The organism is Halorubrum sp. SS7 (assembly GCF_005435055.1).
GTDB classification, from domain to species: Archaea; Halobacteriota; Halobacteria; order Halobacteriales; family Haloferacaceae; genus Halorubrum; species Halorubrum salinarum.
Map to the genome: position 1 here is coordinate 250,019 of NZ_SGXV01000002.1, position 15,201 is coordinate 265,219.

A 15,201-nucleotide genomic window follows, 5' to 3' on the forward strand; every position below is an offset into this window, starting at 1 on the left:
ATCACCGCCGATATGTGTCCGGGGACGTAAGGCGTCGCATGGCACCGTCTCACGTCCTCGTCCCGCTCGACGGGTCGCCGCTCGCCGTCGACGCGCTCGACGACGCGCTCGAACTCTTCGACTGTCGAGTGACCGTCCTGAACGTGGTGACCCCGCTCGACGCGCCGATGAGCGAGGGCGGGATCCTCGGCGCCGACGAGGACCGCCGCGAGAGCGCGCGCGACCGGGCCGACCGAATCGTCGACCGAGCGACGGACCGCGCCGCCGAGAGCGACCGCCGCGTCGAGACGGCGGTGCGGACGGGCGACCCGGCGGCGGCGATCCTGGAGTACGTCGACGCCCACGACGTCGACCGCGTCGTCATGGGCGGCCACGGCGGCGAGCGCGGCCGCGTCGCGAGGCGGCTCCTCGGCACCGTCGCGACGAGCGTGGTCGGCGACGCGCCCGTGACCGTGACGGTCGTGCGCTGAGCGCCGCTTCACCCGCCCAGCACCGCGGCGAAGGCCGCGTACAGCCCGTAGCCGATCGCGATCGACGCCACGAGCGTGATTCCCCAAAAGAGGAGCGTGACGCCGATCTTCCGCCGCGAGACGCCCGCGGAGCCGCCGGCGAGCCCGCCGCCGATGACTCCCGAGATGATGATGTTGTTGAACGAGATGGGGATCCCGAGCCCGATGGCCACCTGCGCGATGATGAACCCGGGGACCAGCGCGGCGATCGACCGCCGGGCGCCGAGCTGCGCGTACTCGCGGGAGGTCGCCTGGAGCAGCTTCGGCGCGCCCATCCACGCGCCGGCGAGGATGCCCGCGGCGCCGAGCGAGAGCAGCACGACGCCCGGCAGTCCGAGCTCGACGCCGTAGAGGTTCTCCAGCGGCCCGGTCGCCAGCCCGACCTGACTCCCGCCGCTGGAGAAGGCGACGACGCTCCCGAGGACGAGGAGGAACGTCCGGATGCCGTCCTCGACCGACGCCACCGTCCGCCGCCGGACGGCGGCGAACCACGCCGCGGCCGCGAGCAGCGTGACGAGCGCCGCCACGGGGTCGACCCCGACGAGCGTCGGCGCGCCGACCTGCCGCGCGACGAACCCCGCGACGGAGCTCTGGGCCGCGTCCGGCGGCGAGGGGATGACGCCCAGCCGGACGTTGGCCACGATCCCGCCGACGACGGCCGCGAGCAGCGGGACCCCGACCGTCTCCGGGATGTCGTCGCGCCGGAGGAGGGTTGCGGTGAGGTACGCGAGCCCGCCGGAGACGGGCGGCACGAGCGCCCAGAAGAGCCCGATGCGTCGGTAGGTGGCGAGGGCGGGGTCGCCCCCGAGCGAGAGCCCGACGCCGACCATCGCGCCCGTCGTCGCGAACGCCGCCGGGACCGGGTAGCCGGTGTAGACGCCGAAGGCCATGAACCCGGTCGCGGTGAGCAGCCCCGCCGTCGCCGCCAGCGAGGTGATCTGGACGCCGTCGATCAGGCCGGCACCGACGGTCTCGGAGATCGCCCCGCCCTGCGTGAGCGCCCCGAGGGCGGCGAGGATCCCGATGAGGAAGGCCGCCCGCATCGTCGAGATGGCGTTGGCGCCGATCGCCGGAGCGAACGGCGGCGAGTTGCTGTTCGCGCCGAGGGCCCACGCCGTGGCGAGGCTGGTCAGCGTCGCGAGGGCGACGAGGACCCAGAAGCCGACGCCGGCCACGCTCACCAGCCTCCACCGACGCGGGATCCAGCCATGTCACTCCCCCCGACGGCGGCGTCGGCTAAATAATCCCCGTCGAACGGGCGTCGACCGCGTCAGTCGTCCAGCGAGGCGACCGCGGTCCGCTCCGCGCCGATCCGACGGTCGAGGAAGTCGTCGAGCAGCTCCAGCGAGCGGATCTTCTGGTCGATGTCGCCCGAGCCGTGGCCCTCCTCGCCGAGCTCCTCGTACTCGTAGTCGTCGCCCTCCGCGAAGCCGGCGTCGTCGAGCGCGTCCCGGAGGATGCGCGCCTGCGAGACCGGCACCCGCGGGTCGTTGACGCCGTGAACGATAAGGAGCGGCGCGTCGACGTTTTCGACGTAGTTCACCGGGCTGCGCTCGCGGTAGATTGCCTCGTTCTCGTCCGGCTCGCCGAGGTTCTTCACCATGAGCTCCGTCCGGAAGTGGGGCATGGTGTTCTCGTACATGTCGAACAGGTCGCTGACGCCGACCCAGGTGACCCCCGCGGCGTACAGGTCCGGGTACTGGACCATCTGCCAGTTCGCGGAGTAGCCGCCGTAGGAACCGCCGTAGACGGCGACGCGGTCCTCGTCGAGCCAGTCGTACTCGTCGAGGACGTACTCGGCGCCGGTCGCCACGTCGCCCTGCTCGGCGCCGCCCCAGTCGTCGTACAGCTCCTGGACGAACTCGCGGCCGCGCCCCGTGGAGCCGCGGTAGTTCACCTGAAGGACCGAGTAGCCGCGCGACAGCAGGAACTGGACGCGGTAGCTGAACCGCCGCATGTCGTGGTGTCGCGGCCCGCCGTGCGGGTTGACGATCAGCGGCGAGGGGCGTCGGCCGGAGTCGAACAGCAATCCCTCGATCTCGAACTCCTCGTATGGGTCGTGGTCGACCGCGCGCGCCGGCGTCTCGGGGACGCCGTCGGAGGCGAACGTCACCGTCTCCGGCTCGACGAAGTCGTCCGGGTCGAACGGGCCGTACTCCGCGTCGAACAGCGTCTCCGTGGCGTCAGCGTCGAGGTCGTACGCGACCAGTTCCGGCCGCTTGCTCGACGTGGTCCGGTACGCGAGCAGGCGGTCGTCCGCGAGGCGGCCGTCGGCCACGCTGGCGACGCCGGCGGGGAAGTCGAGTTCGCGCCCCTCACCGGTCTCGGCGTCGTAGATCACGGGGACGGTCACGGCGCCGCGCATCCGGCTCGCGACGAACCGCTCGCCGTCGTCGAGGAAGTGGCTCGGCGACTCCTCGAACTCGCCGTCGCCGAACCACGTCACCGTCGCGTCGTCGACGCCGTCGGCGAGGTCGACGATCCCGGCCCGACCGAGGTCGGTCGTGTTGTCGACGACGAGCAGCCGGTCGCCGTCGGGGCCCCAGTCCGAGGGCGCGGCCTCGGCGCCCACGTCACCGATCTCCAAGTTCCGGGGGTTCGACCCGTCGCCGTCGGCGACGTACACGTCGCTGTTCTCGTAGGCGTCGGTCTCGTTGGTCGTGTACGCGATCCGGTCGCCGTCCGGGGAGAGTTCACCGGCCGCGACGGCGCGCTCGTAGTCGGTTACCTTCGTCGTCTCGCCGCTCGACAGGTCGTGACGGTAGAGGTTCATCTGCCCGTCGCGGCTGGAGCCGAGCAGGAGGGTCTCGCCGTCCTCGCCCACGTCGTGGAGGCGGATCTGTCCGTCCATCTCGACGACGGGCTCGCTGTCGCCGTCGAGCGACATCGCCCAGATGTCGTGCTGCTCGTCGCCAGCCTCGTCGCGGTGGTAGTAGAGGCGCTCGCCGCTGGGGTCCCACTTGAAGCCGGCGCGGACGGACCGGGGAACGTCGCCGTCGCTGAGCTGCTCTAAGGACCCGTCGCTCGGGTCACAGAGGTGGAGCTCGTTGCGGCCGGTCACGTCGTAGTAGAGGGCGACGGTCTCTCCGTCCGGGGACACGCGCGGACTCGCGATCGTCGGCAGCGAGGCGAGTTCGCGCAGTACGTCGGTCTCGTCTGAGTCTGACATCCGTGTACGTACGGCGACGGAACACTATTCAACGTTTCCCGTCCTCGGGACCGCCTCTCGTCCGAGGGGATTCCGCCCCCGGACGGGCGATAGGCCCATGGTTCCGAGGCCCGTCCGTTCACACGACATGCCAGGCGGCGACGACGCTCCCCTTCCCGTGTCTCCGGACGCCGAGGCGGTCCGCTCCCTCTCGCGGCCGGACGATGCCGATCCCGGAACCGTCGTCTGGCACCGCAGCGACCTGCGGATCGCGGACAACCCGGCGGTCGCGGCGGCCGCCGACGAGTCCGACCGAATCCTCCCGCTGTTCGTCTTCGATCCCGGCTTCCACGACGAGCGCGGCGCGGCCTGCGACGCGCGGATCGCGTTCCTCCACGACTGCCTGCGCGACCTCGACCGGCAGTACCGCGACGTGGGCGCGCCGGGGCTGACGTTCGCGCACGGCGACCCCCTCGACGTGCTGGGGTGGTTCGCCGACGCTGGCTGGGACGCGGTCGCGACCGCGACGGCGACCGGACGGTACGGACGCCGACGCGACGAGCGCGCCCGCGAGCGCCTCGGCGTCGAGTTCGTCGACGGGGACGGACTCGTGCGCGACGCGCACCGTCCGCGAGAGGACTGGAGCGACCGCGTCGAGGCGTGGCTCGCGGCCGAGCCGTTCGACTGGGACCCCCGGTCCGTCGCCGTCGAGCGCGTCGAGACCGGCGTCACCCCCGAGCGGGTCGCCGACGCCTACGGGATCGAGCCGACGAAGACGCGCGTGCCGACCGGGGGACGCGAGGCCGGCCGCGAGCGCCTCCGCGCGTTCACCGATCGGATCGGCGACTACCCCGGGTCCATCTCCTCGCCGGTCGACGCCCGCGACGGGACCAGCGGCCTTTCCCCCTACCTGCGGTTCGGCTGTCTCTCAGTCCGCGAGGTCCACCGCCACGTCGACGAGCGCGCGCCGGACGGCCGCGGCAAGTCGATGTTCGTCTCCCGGCTGTTCTGGAACCGCCACTACACCCAGAAGCTGCTCGACTGGCCGGGGTGGCTCGACCGCGCCGTCAACCCCGTCTACGAGGGGTTCAACCGCGACCGGCACGACCCGGACCTCGTCGCCGCGTGGAAGGCGGGCGAGACGGGGTTCCCGATGGTCGACGCGAGCATGCGCTGCCTGCGCGAGACCGGGTGGCTCAACTTCCGGATGCGGGCGCTCTGCGCCTCCGTCTACTTCCACGTGCTCCAGCAGCCGTGGCGGATCGGCGCCGACCACTTCTACGAGCACCTGATCGACGGCGACCCCGCGATCAACTACACCCAGTGGCAGTCGCAGTGCGGACTGGTCGGTCGCCCCGGACTTCGATTGTACGATCCGCGCAAGCAAGTGCGGGACCAAGACCCCGACGGGGAGTTCGTCTCGCGGTGGGTCCCGGAGCTCGCGCCGCTCCCGGCGGCCCACCTCGACGCCCCCGAAAAGACGCCGCTCGCGGTCCAGCGCGAGGTCGGCGTCAGGATCGGCGAGGCGTACCCGTACCCGGTGGTCGACTACGAGGCGGCGAAAAGCGAGTTCCGCGACCGCTACGGCGCCGCGTACCCCGCCGCGGCGGAGCGACTCGGCGAGGAGGCGATAGCCCGACGAGCGTCGCTCTCCGGCGGGATCGACGCCGCCGAGTCCATCGCGGCCGACCACGGGGAACCGGACGCGGACCCCGGGAGCGGCTCCGCTCAGGCCGGCCTCGACGAGTTCGAGTGAGCGCTCGGCGGCCCCGTCCGGCCGCGCCCGCGGCGCAGTGGAAAGCTTGATACGGTCGTGTGCCGTATTGTGCCGTATGAAACAAAACGTCGGTTCGACGGACAAGCTCGTCAGGACGGCCGTCGGCGCGGTCGCCGGTGCCGTCTCGATAGCGACGCTCGCGGGCGCCGCGCCGCTTCCGGCCCTCACGGCGCCGGTGCTCGGCGTCGTCGCGCTCGCGATGCTCGCGACCGCGGCGACCGGCACCTGCGGGCTCTACGCCCTGTTCGGCGTCAGCACCTGCCCCGCGGACGGGCGCGCCTCCCGCTGACGCCGGAAAAGAGATATCCTATTTCTCGCCAGCGTGGCCCCGTAGCCACGGATTTACGCCGTTTCGGCGGAGGCCTCAAGTGGCCGCGAGCCGTATCGATCGCGTGTTCGACAGCCATCCGAGCCGACGGCGTCTCGCGGCGGACCGTGCCGCGGATTCGACCGGGGTGAGCGCCGCGTGAGCGACGATCCGACGGTCCTCGTGATCGGCGGCGGAGCGACGGGGACGGGGATCGCCCGCGATCTCGCGCTCCGCGGCGTCGACGCCGCGCTCGTCGACCGCGGCGGGCTCGGCGGCGGCACCTCCGGGCGCTCGCACGGGCTCCTCCACAGCGGGGCCCGGTATGCCGAGGCCGACGCCGAGGGCGCCCGCGAGTGTATCGAGGAGAACCGGACGCTCCGGTCGATCGCCGGGGCCTGCGTCCGCGACACCGGCGGCCTGTTCGTCCGCCTCGTCGGCGACGACCCGGACTATCTGGAAGAGAAAATCGCCGCCTGCGAGGAGATCGGCATCGAGACCGAGCGGCTGGACGGCGACGCCGCCCGCGAGGCGGCACCGGGGCTCGCGGACGAGGTCGAGGAGGCGTTCCGCGTCCCCGACGGCGTCATCTACCCGTCGCGGCTGGTGGCCGCCAACGCCGCCGACGCCGAGCGCCACGGGGCGGCCGTCCACCCGCACGCGCCCGTCGAGGACGTGACGGTCAGCGACGGCGGGGTCGAGTCGGTCCGCGTCGGCGGCGCGGTCGACGCGACGCTCTCGCCCGAGGTCGTCGTCAACGCCACCGGCGCGTGGGCGGACTCGATCGCGGAGATGGCCGGCGTCGAGGTCGGGATGGCGCCGAGCCGCGGCGTGATGGTCTCGGTGGAGTACGACGGGCTCGGCCCGGTGTTGAACCGGTGTCGCGACCCCGACGACGGCGACATCGTCGTGCCCCACGACGGCGAGGTCGTGCTGGGGACGACGAGCGTGCCCGTCTCCGACCCGGACGACTACGAGACCGCCGACTGGGAGATCGAGCGCTCCGTCGAGGAGTGCGCCGCGATGCTCCCCGCGGTCGCCGACGCGCCGACCGTTCGGACCTGGTGGGGCGTCCGCCCCCTCTACGCGCCCGACGAGGCGGGCTCTGACCGCCGCGGGATCTCCCGCGGGTTCACGCTGCTCGACCACGAGCGCGACGGCGCCGCCGGCCTCTACAGCGTCGTGGGCGGGAAGCTGACTACCTACCGGCAGATGGCCGAGACGACCGCCGACCGCGTCTGCGAGCGGCTCGGGGTCGACGCCGCCTGCGAGACCGCCGGCGAGCCGCTCGCGCACGCCGACGACCCCGAGCGGCTTGACGAGCTGGTCGCCGAGTACGGCGGCGCGAACCCGACCGACGCCGACGTGGTCGGCGCGCCGACGGACGACTGAGCCGAGCGCTACATGCGGGTCGCCCCCGGGACGCGGCGCGGGTTCGAGGCTGAACCACGGGGTTGAGGCCCCGTCGGCGAGACCGATCGGTATGCCAGTCGCGACGGTCGGCGAGACGGCGACCAACGAGGTAACGGTGACCGAGGAGACGATCGAGGCGTTCGCGGAGCTCTCGGGGGACGAGAACCCGATCCACCTCGACGACGAGTACGCCGCCGAGACGATGTTCGGCGGCCGCGTCGCGCACGGGATGCTCTCGGCAGCGGTCGTCTCCGGCGCGCTCGCGGGGCTCTCCGGCGACATCGTCTACCTCTCGCAGGAGCTGTCCTTCGAGAAGCCGGTGTTCCCCGGCGAGACGGTCGCGGCGAGCGTCAGCGTCATCGACGACCTCGGCGGCGACCGGCTCGCGGTCGAGACGACCGCGACCGTCCCCGAGCGCGACGAGCGCGTCCTCTCGGGGGAGGCGGTGGTGCTGTCGGTGCCGCACGGCGACGAGTAGCGAGCCGCCGCGGCGGCCGACAGGTCGGTTACCCCCGCCAGCGGAGCACGGTCGCCGACCAGGTGTAGCCGGTGCCGGCCGCGAGCAGGCAGACGAGGTCGCCCGGTTCGAGCCGGCCCGTCTCGACGCCGGCCTCCAGCGCGAGCGCCTGGTCGACGCTCTGGACGTGGCCGTACTCGTCGAGGTAGTAGCCGTCGCTCGCGGGGTCGAGCCCGAGTTCGTCGAGGACGCGCTCGTGGAACGACCGCTTCATGTGCGTCAGCGCGACGTAATCGAGGTCGTCGCGCTCGAACCCCGACCGCTCCAGGGCTTCGTCGGCGACCGAGAGGTACGCGGGCAGCGACACCGGGCCCAGCCGCTCTTTCATCCCCTCGGGGTCGGGCACGTCGAGGGTGTGGAGCCCCTCGCGGACGGTCTCCTCGCTCGGCGGGCGCTTCGATCCGCCCGCCGGCATCACCACGTCGTCGGCGAACGAGCCGTCGGTCTCGGCCGCGCTGGCGTGAACCGTCGCCCGGGCGCGACCGCCGAAGAGGGCGGCGTCGCTCGATTCGTCGCCGTCGGCCGCCGCGTCGGAGTCCTCGCCCTCATCTGCCGCCTCGACGACGAGCGCGCTCGCGCCGCTGCCGAAGTTGAACATGAAGGAGCTGTCCTCGTTGCCGTAGTCGACGAGGTCCTCCTCGCGGCTGGCGGCGACGAGCAGCGCGGTCTCCATCGGTTCCGTCTCCAGCTGCGCGGTCACTTGCCGTAACGCGATCGGCGCGCCCGCACAGAGCGTGTAGCTCTCGGTGGCGTAGGCGTTCGTCGCCCCGATCCGGTCGGTGATCGCCGCCGCCGCCGACCAGACGACGTGGTCCTTGTACTCCGAGCCGTGGTAGACGACGACGTCGAGGTCGGTCGGGTCAACGCCCGCGTCCGCCAGCGCGGCCTCGGCCGCCTTCACCGACATGTCGGTGGCGTGGTCGCCGTCCGGCGGACAGACGCGCTTCTCGCGGACGCCCATCTTTTCGACCACGACCTCCTCCGGGATGCCGCTCTCGGCGGCGATCGCTTCGCCGGTAACGGTCTCGTCGGGCACGTACGTCCCGAGTCCGGTGATCCCGACCGTCATGCTCCGCCTCGGTGCCGCGTTCTGTCCGTCTCGTCGCGCTCCGTCCGGTCCATTCCGTCGTGTCGCGTGGGTTCGATCATGTGTCGTGTGAGAGTCGCGGGCGGTCGCGGCGACGCGCCATGACGCCCGCGGAGCCGCGGGCCCGCGACGCTACCGGAGGTAGCGCCGCAGGTGGTCCGGGAGCCGCTTCCCGACGGTGCCGCCGAGCCGGTCGCGCAGGGTGCCGAGGATGCCGTTCGGGACGAACAGCACGAACAGCACGAAGACGATCCCGAGGTACAGCGGGGCGCGCCCGTCGACCGCGGTGTTGACGAACAGCTCTAAGCTGACCCCGAAGAGGTCGGCCTGGAGGACGCTCTCCGGGAGCCCCTCGCGGAGCAGCGTCGCGATCCCGCCGCTCTCGGTCGAGAGGACGTCCTCTAACCCCTGGTTGAATAGGGTCCCGTACACCGGGCCCGCGAGGGTGCCGAACCCGCCGACGATCGTCGTGATCAGCGCGTCGGCGGTGACGAGGAAGTAGAACGTCCCGTCCGGCGCGACCGACCGCGAGTAGGCGGCGAAGATCCCGCCCGCGACGGCCCCGAAGAAGCCGCTGACGGCGAACGCGGCCAGCTTGAACCGGTAGGTCGCGTAGCCGACGGCGCGGGCCCGCTCCTCGTTCTCGCGGATCGCGATCATCACGCGCCCGAACGGCGAGTGGAGGATCCGCTGCATCGCGAAGTAGCAGACGACGACGACGATCCCGAGCGCGTAGTACGAGACCACCGTCGCCGAGAGGTCGATCCCGAGCCCGAGCAGGTTCTCGACGCTCTCGCCCGTGAGCCGCCCCACGTCGAGGCTCAGCGCGTCGACGTACGGGACGCCGATCGCGAGCGCGTCGCCGCTCACCGTCGCGCCCTCTGTCGGGTTCGTCGAGACGTACCCCCACGAGCGGATCAGCTCGTAGATCACCTGCGCGAACCCGAGCGTGATCATCGCGAAGTAGACGCCCGTGAGCCGGAACGACACCGACCCGATGACGAGCGCGAGCAGGCCGGCCAGCGCGGCGCCCAACAGCAGCGTGATCATGAACGGGGTGCCCTCGGGAACGCCCGGCACCTGCCCGTTCGCGGCGAGGACGACGAAGTACGCGCCCGTGCCGTAGAAGGCCGCGTGGCCGAACGAGAGGTAGCCGGTGTAGCCGCTGACGAAGTCGAAGCTCATCGCGAACAGCCCCATGTACAGCACCACGACCATGAACGTGATCGCGGGGAGGAACGCCTCGGCGAACGGGGCCGCCGGCGTCGCGAGCAGCGCCTCGTAGGCCAGCGGGTACAGGAGGAAGCCGACGATCACGGCCGCGTGAACGGCGTGGTCCCGCAGGTACGCGCGGAGGCCGCCGGTCGCTGTCGACGGCGGGATCGGGTCCGCCTCGTCGACGGGTGCGTCCGATTCAGTCGGCGCGTCCGCGTCGGCGGAGGAATCGGGGTCGCTAATGGCCCCCCACCTCCTCGACGCCGTAGAGCCCCTGCGGGCGGATGATAAGCATCACCACGAGCAGGAGGAAGATGGTCACCTCGGAGAGGCCGGGGAAGGTGACGATCCCGGTGGTGAACAGCCACGTCGTCACCGAGTCGGCGACGCCGACGATGCCAGCCGCGACGAGCGTCCCCGTGAAGCTCCCCAGCCCGCCGATGATGACGACGACGAACGCGTACAGCAGCACGTCGATGCTCAGGAGGACGCTGGGTCCCCAGATCGGGTCCCACATCAGCAGCACGCCGCCGACCGCGGCGAGCCCGGTGCCGACGCCGAACACGACGGTGAACGCCTGCCGCACGTCGATGCCGAGCGCCTGGACCATCTCGGTGTCCTCGCTGCCGGCGCGGATGTAGAGCCCGTACAGCGTCTTCGTCAGGAACGCCCACACCGCGACCGCGACGACCGCGCCGATCGCGATCTCGAAGAGGTACAGCCGCCTGACGCCGACGCCGAACAGCTGGGTCCGGCCCAAGAGCACGTCCGGGGCGGTGGCCATCGGGGCCTGCCACTGCGGGTCCGGCTGGATCCCGCGGAGCGTCAGGATGATCCGGGCCAGCTCCTCGATAATGAGCGAGACGCCGAAGGTCAACAGGATCTGGTAGGTGGGCGTGCGGTCGTAGATCGGTCGGATCAGCGCCACTTCCATCGCGCTGCCGGCGGCTGTCGTGACCGCGAACACCAGCGCCAGCGCGACGAAGAAGACGAGTATCGTCGCGAGCGTCCCGGTGTTCGCGCCGACGACCAAGATGAGCACGAGGCCGCCGAGGTACGCGCCGACCATCGCGACCGCGCCGTGCGCGAAGTTGAGGACGCCCATCAGCCCGAAGACCAGGGTCAGCCCGACCGCGATGGTGAAGTACACCGCGCCCTTGCCGATCCCCTCCGCGAGCACGCGGGCGGCCGTCTGAAGCCCGTCGACCGCGCCCCCCGTCGCGAGCAGCGCGCTCGGGTCGAGCAGCGGCGCGAACTGCGAGAGGGCCGCCGCGAGCGTTCCGGGGGTCATGCGGTGAGATACCTCCGGATTCGCTCGTCGTCGCTCGTGACGCCGGCGGTCTCGCCCTCCTCGACGACGACGCCGTGGTCGACGAGGTAGAACCGGTCCGCCAGGTCCATCGCCAGCCGGAAGTTCTGTTCGACGAGGACCATCGTCGTGTCCGCGGAGGCCGCCCGGAGCGCCTCGACCACGTCCTCGACGATCTGGGGCGCGAGCCCCTCGCTCGGCTCGTCGACGAGCAGCAGGTCGTTGTCGCCGACCATGCCGCGGGCGATGGCGAGCATCTGCTGTTGCCCGCCGCTGAGGTCGCCCGCCTCCTTGTCGGCGAAGCGGTCGAGCGCCGGGAACAGCTCGTATGCCTCCGCGATCCGGGCGCCCGGGTCGGCCGCCGAGTGCGCGGCGACGCGGAGGTTCTCCTCGACCGTGAGGTGCGAGAAGACGCGCCGCTCCTCCGGGACCCAGCCCATCCCGCGGGCGGCGATCTCGTGGGGTTCCATCCCCGTCACGTCCGTCCCGCCGAACCGGACCGTCCCCTCGCGGGGCGGCGTCAGTCCGAGCGCGGTGCGGAGCGTCGTGGTCTTCCCGACGCCGTTGCGTCCGACCAGCGCGACGATCTCGCCCTCCTCGACCGACAGCGAGAGCCCCTGGAGGATGTGGCTCTCGCCGTAGTACGTGTGGACGCCGTCGAGTTCGAGGGCCGTCACCGCGGCTCACCCCCGGCGCTCGCGCGGCGACCGCCGTCGGCCGCCGCGTCGCCGTCGCGGTCGGCGGTGCCGTCGCCGCTCCCCTCCGCGATCGCCGAGTCGTCCCCGGACCCTTCGCGGCCGTACCCGCCGAGGTACGCCTCCTGGACGGCCGGGTCGCCGCGCACGTCCTCGGGCGGGCCGTCGGCGATGAGCTCGCCGCGGTGAAGGACGGCGATCCGGTCGGAGATGTCCATCACCACCTCCATGTTGTGTTCGATGAGCATCACCGAGTGGTCCTCCGCCACGTCCTCGATCAGTTCGACGACCTCGTCGACGCCCTCGCTCGACACGCCGGCGGTCGGCTCGTCGAGCAGCAGGAGGTCGGGGTCACCGGCGAGCGCGACGCCGATTTCCAGGCTGCGCTTCTCGCCGTGGCTCAGGTTCTCCGTGACGGTCTCCGCCTCCGCCGCGAGCCCGATCCGTTCGAGGATCGCGGTCGCCTCGGCGTAGTGCTCCTCGAAGTCGGCCACGTTGCGCCACAGCTTCCAGGAGTCGTTCCCGCGGCTCGCCTGCGCGGCGACGCGGACGTTCTCCAACACCGTCAGCGTCGGGAACAGGTTCGTGATCTGGTACGACCGGTGGATCCCCGCGAGCGCCGTCTCGTCCGGCGAGGCCGCGGTGATGTCGAGCGCCGAACCGCTGCCGGCCGTCTCCGCGGCGTCGGCGCCCGCGCCGCCGCCCGCCGGGTCGAAGCGGATGCGTCCGTCGGAGGGCTCCAACACGCCCGTGAGCAGGTTGAAGAACGTCGTCTTCCCCGCGCCGTTCGGGCCGATGATCGAGCAGAGTTCACCGGCCTCTAACGCGAAGTCGACGCCGTCGACGGCGGTGATGCCGCCGAAGCGCTTCGTGAGCCCCTCGGTCTCCAGCAGCATCACAGCGAGCAGCTGGCGTCCGATTCGGGGACCATCACGTCCTCGGCGTCGAGGCGTTCGAGCGGCTCGCCCGGCATGATGGGCGCGCCCCAGGTGTCGGCGTACTCGTCGCTGGTCGGGACCGGCCACGCGACCGTCATCTGCGAGGCAGCCTGGTTGTTGTGCTCCTGGAACGTGTACCCGTTCTCGCCCTTCGGCGTGTCCGTGACGGTCATCCCGCGCAGCGCGTCGGCGATGTCGGCGCCGTCCGCGGAGCCGGCCTCCGAGACGGCCTGCGAGAGCGCCGAGGCCGCGGTGAAGGTGCCGGAGCTGAACAGGTCGGGGACGATGCCGTACGCGTCGACGTGCATCTGCCGGAACTCCTCGTTGATCGGGTTCTCGTACTGGTTCCAGTGGTACCGGCTGGTGAACGGGCCGAGCCCGGCGTCCTTGATGTCCTGCGCGGTGAAGTCCTCGCCGAGCGCCGACTCGATGGTGCCGCCGATGAGCTGCGTCGTCAGCAGGGCGGCGAACCCGCCGAACACCTGGACGTCGTACGAGATGGCCGAGGTGAGGAACTGCGGCAGCGTCGACGCGGTGAAGCCGCCGACGACGCCCGTCGCGCCGTCCGAGACCGCCTGCTCGAAGAGCCCGTCGAACTCGGAGTAGCCGACCTCGACGAACCGCGGCTCCAGCACGTCGACCCCCTGGTTCTCCAAGACCTGCGTGTAGTTGCTCGCGACGCTCTGCCCGAACGCGTTGTCGGACGCGAACACGGCGACCGTGTCGATGTCGAAGTTCTCCGCGACGTAGGTCCCGCCAGCCCGCGCGTCCATCGCGGTGTGCTCGCTCGCGCGGAACGCGAGCGGGTGGCAGAACTCGTCGCTCACCGTGATGCCGGCGTCGGCCGCGGGGCCGATCAGGTAGGGCACGTCCGTCTCGTCGACGACGGTGTTGATGATCCGGCGCGCGCTGTCGGAGGAGGTCCCCCCGAACAGGATGTCGACCTCCTCGTCCAAGACGAGGTCCGTCGCGACGCTCTGGGCCGTGTCCGGGCTGAACTGCGTGTCCTCGACGATGATCTCGTAGGTCGGACCGCCGTCGGGCTCGACCGTGTACGTCCCCGGCGTCGCCTCCTGGATCGGGTCGAGGTCGTGTTTGTACGCCAGCCCGGAGTAGAACCCGCGGAGGCTGATCTGCCCGTAGTACTGGAGGTCGCTCGAGGTCGGCTGGAGCGCGCCGATCCGGACCGTCTCGTCGGAGAGGTCGGCGCCGTCGCCGCCGTCGCCACCGTCGGAGCCGTCGGAACCGTCCCCACCGCTGCCGCCGGATCCGTCCCCGCCGTCCGACCCGTCCCCGCCGTCTCCGCCCCCGGAACAGCCGGCCAGGCCGGTCAGTCCCGCCGCGCCGACCGCGGCGCCGGTTCCTCGCAGGTACGATCGCCGTGTGTGTTCGTCTCGCATACACTATCCGAGGGTGACCACCACCATCAAGGGCCGAGTTAAGATGTTAACAGTCCGCTCGGATTCGACGGAACACGCCGGAGAAAGGGACTGAAACAGCGGTTTTCGAGGGGCGCGCCGTGCGATCGACTCCACCGATCCACCGCGTCGGCGGGTCGCTTCGGCGGCTACTCCAGTCGGTCGAGCGCGGCGACGACGCTGCGGAGCAGTTTCTTCTCGCCGCGGCGCATGTTCTTCGAGACGGCCGCGGTCGAGACGTCGAACTCGTCGGCGAGCGTCGACAGCGTCGCCTCGCGCGGCGACTCGAAGTACCCGGCGTCGGCGGCCGACTCGATGGTCTCACGCTCGACATCGGTCAGGTCCCGACACGCCTCCAGCATCGTCGAGGCCGCGTTCGCGTTCCGCATCGTGTCGAACAGCGCCTCCATCGAGAGCTCCGAGCGGTCCTCCACGACGAACTCGTTGCCCTTCTCCAAGTCGTGGAGCGCCGCCTCCGTCGTCGCCTCGTCGTCGAAGCCGACCTGCCACTGCTCGGAGCCGTCCTCGATGAGGAAGGGGCCGGTGATGTAGCCGCCGTGGTCGGTGATCGTCGACATCGCGTTCGTCTCCTCGATGACGGTCCGGATGATCGCGGTCCCGTCCTCCTTCGAGAACAGGCGGTACTCGGCCATGTTCTCGTGGTCGCGGAGCGCGGAGAGCCCCTCCCCGAGCTCGTAGCGGTCCGGCGACTCGACGAGCAGCCGCGTCTCCAGCTGCTCCGCCGCCGTGTCCAACTGCCAGTGCATGGCCGAGAAGGAGACGTCGTGGTCGGCGGAGGTGTCGATGAACGGGCAGTCGAACTGCTCCATATCCATCGTGACGTCGAGCATGCCCCGTCCTTATCCCC

14 protein-coding genes are annotated in these 15,201 nt (G+C 71.4%); 5 read left to right on the forward strand and 9 right to left on the reverse strand.

The annotated features are described in order from the left end of the window. Positions 1-38 precede the first annotated feature (38 nt). Entirely contained in the window at positions 39-470 is a 432-nt protein-coding gene (locus EXE44_RS03695; protein ID WP_137716010.1) for a universal stress protein, read from the forward strand. A gap of 8 nt (positions 471-478) precedes the next feature. Here the strand turns inward: EXE44_RS03695 and EXE44_RS03700 are convergent, their stop codons facing one another. Beyond that, positions 479-1,684, reverse strand: coding sequence for an inorganic phosphate transporter (locus EXE44_RS03700; RefSeq protein ID WP_137716104.1), 1,206 nt, complete (start codon positions 1,682-1,684; stop codon positions 479-481). Positions 1,685-1,779: 95 nt separating this feature from the next. Beyond that, positions 1,780-3,678: a prolyl oligopeptidase family serine peptidase gene (locus tag EXE44_RS03705; RefSeq protein WP_137716011.1), complete on the reverse strand. Its 1,899-nt coding sequence runs from the start codon at positions 3,676-3,678 to the stop codon at positions 1,780-1,782. Positions 3,679-3,805: 127 nt separating this feature from the next. Here EXE44_RS03705 and EXE44_RS03710 point away from each other — a divergent pair, with 127 nt between their 5' ends. The 4 genes from EXE44_RS03710 to EXE44_RS03725 all read left to right on the forward strand — a co-directional run bounded on the left by EXE44_RS03710 (position 3,806) and on the right by EXE44_RS03725 (position 7,632). After that, positions 3,806-5,413 (forward strand): cryptochrome/deoxyribodipyrimidine photo-lyase family protein, encoded by a 1,608-nt coding sequence (locus EXE44_RS03710; protein ID WP_137716012.1) that lies wholly within the window; start codon positions 3,806-3,808, stop codon positions 5,411-5,413. Positions 5,414-5,489: 76 nt separating this feature from the next. Then, positions 5,490-5,723: a DUF2892 domain-containing protein gene (locus tag EXE44_RS03715; RefSeq protein WP_137716013.1), complete on the forward strand. Its 234-nt coding sequence runs from the start codon at positions 5,490-5,492 to the stop codon at positions 5,721-5,723. A 177-nt stretch (positions 5,724-5,900) separates the two neighbouring features. Beyond that, positions 5,901-7,133 carry an FAD-dependent oxidoreductase gene (locus EXE44_RS03720; RefSeq protein ID WP_137716014.1) on the forward strand — a complete coding sequence of 411 codons (1,233 nt, stop codon included), beginning with the start codon at positions 5,901-5,903 and terminating at the stop codon, positions 7,131-7,133. 91 nt (positions 7,134-7,224) lie between these two features. Next, positions 7,225-7,632 carry a MaoC family dehydratase gene (locus EXE44_RS03725; protein ID WP_121564113.1) on the forward strand — a complete coding sequence of 136 codons (408 nt, stop codon included), beginning with the start codon at positions 7,225-7,227 and terminating at the stop codon, positions 7,630-7,632. A 28-nt stretch (positions 7,633-7,660) separates the two neighbouring features. Here EXE44_RS03725 and EXE44_RS03730 read toward each other — a convergent pair whose 3' ends face one another. The 7 genes from EXE44_RS03730 to EXE44_RS03760 form a co-directional block, all read right to left on the reverse strand. Further along, positions 7,661-8,740, reverse strand: a complete 1,080-nt coding sequence (locus EXE44_RS03730; RefSeq protein WP_137716015.1) for a 3-oxoacyl-[acyl-carrier-protein] synthase III C-terminal domain-containing protein — start codon at positions 8,738-8,740, stop codon at positions 7,661-7,663. 150 nt (positions 8,741-8,890) lie between these two features. Further along, a complete protein-coding gene (locus EXE44_RS03735; protein WP_137716016.1) occupies positions 8,891-10,075 on the reverse strand; it encodes a branched-chain amino acid ABC transporter permease in 1,185 nt (394 codons plus the stop codon). 136 nt (positions 10,076-10,211) lie between these two features. Continuing rightward, on the reverse strand, positions 10,212-11,264 hold the full coding sequence (locus tag EXE44_RS03740) for a branched-chain amino acid ABC transporter permease (protein ID WP_137716017.1): 1,053 nt from the start codon (positions 11,262-11,264) through the stop codon (positions 10,212-10,214). Further along, on the reverse strand, positions 11,261-11,959 hold the full coding sequence (locus tag EXE44_RS03745) for an ABC transporter ATP-binding protein (protein WP_137716018.1): 699 nt from the start codon (positions 11,957-11,959) through the stop codon (positions 11,261-11,263). The genes EXE44_RS03740 and EXE44_RS03745 overlap by 4 nt, the downstream gene beginning before the upstream one ends. After that, complete coding sequence (locus tag EXE44_RS03750) at positions 11,956-12,873, reverse strand: ABC transporter ATP-binding protein (protein ID WP_137716105.1); 918 nt, start codon at positions 12,871-12,873, stop codon at positions 11,956-11,958. The genes EXE44_RS03745 and EXE44_RS03750 overlap by 4 nt, the downstream gene beginning before the upstream one ends. Then, positions 12,873-14,315, reverse strand: a complete 1,443-nt coding sequence (locus tag EXE44_RS03755; protein ID WP_137716019.1) for an ABC transporter substrate-binding protein — start codon at positions 14,313-14,315, stop codon at positions 12,873-12,875. The genes EXE44_RS03750 and EXE44_RS03755 overlap by 1 nt, the downstream gene beginning before the upstream one ends. A gap of 167 nt (positions 14,316-14,482) precedes the next feature. Beyond that, positions 14,483-15,184: a helix-turn-helix domain-containing protein gene (locus tag EXE44_RS03760; protein ID WP_121564127.1), complete on the reverse strand. Its 702-nt coding sequence runs from the start codon at positions 15,182-15,184 to the stop codon at positions 14,483-14,485. Between the last annotated feature and the right edge of the window lie 17 nt (positions 15,185-15,201).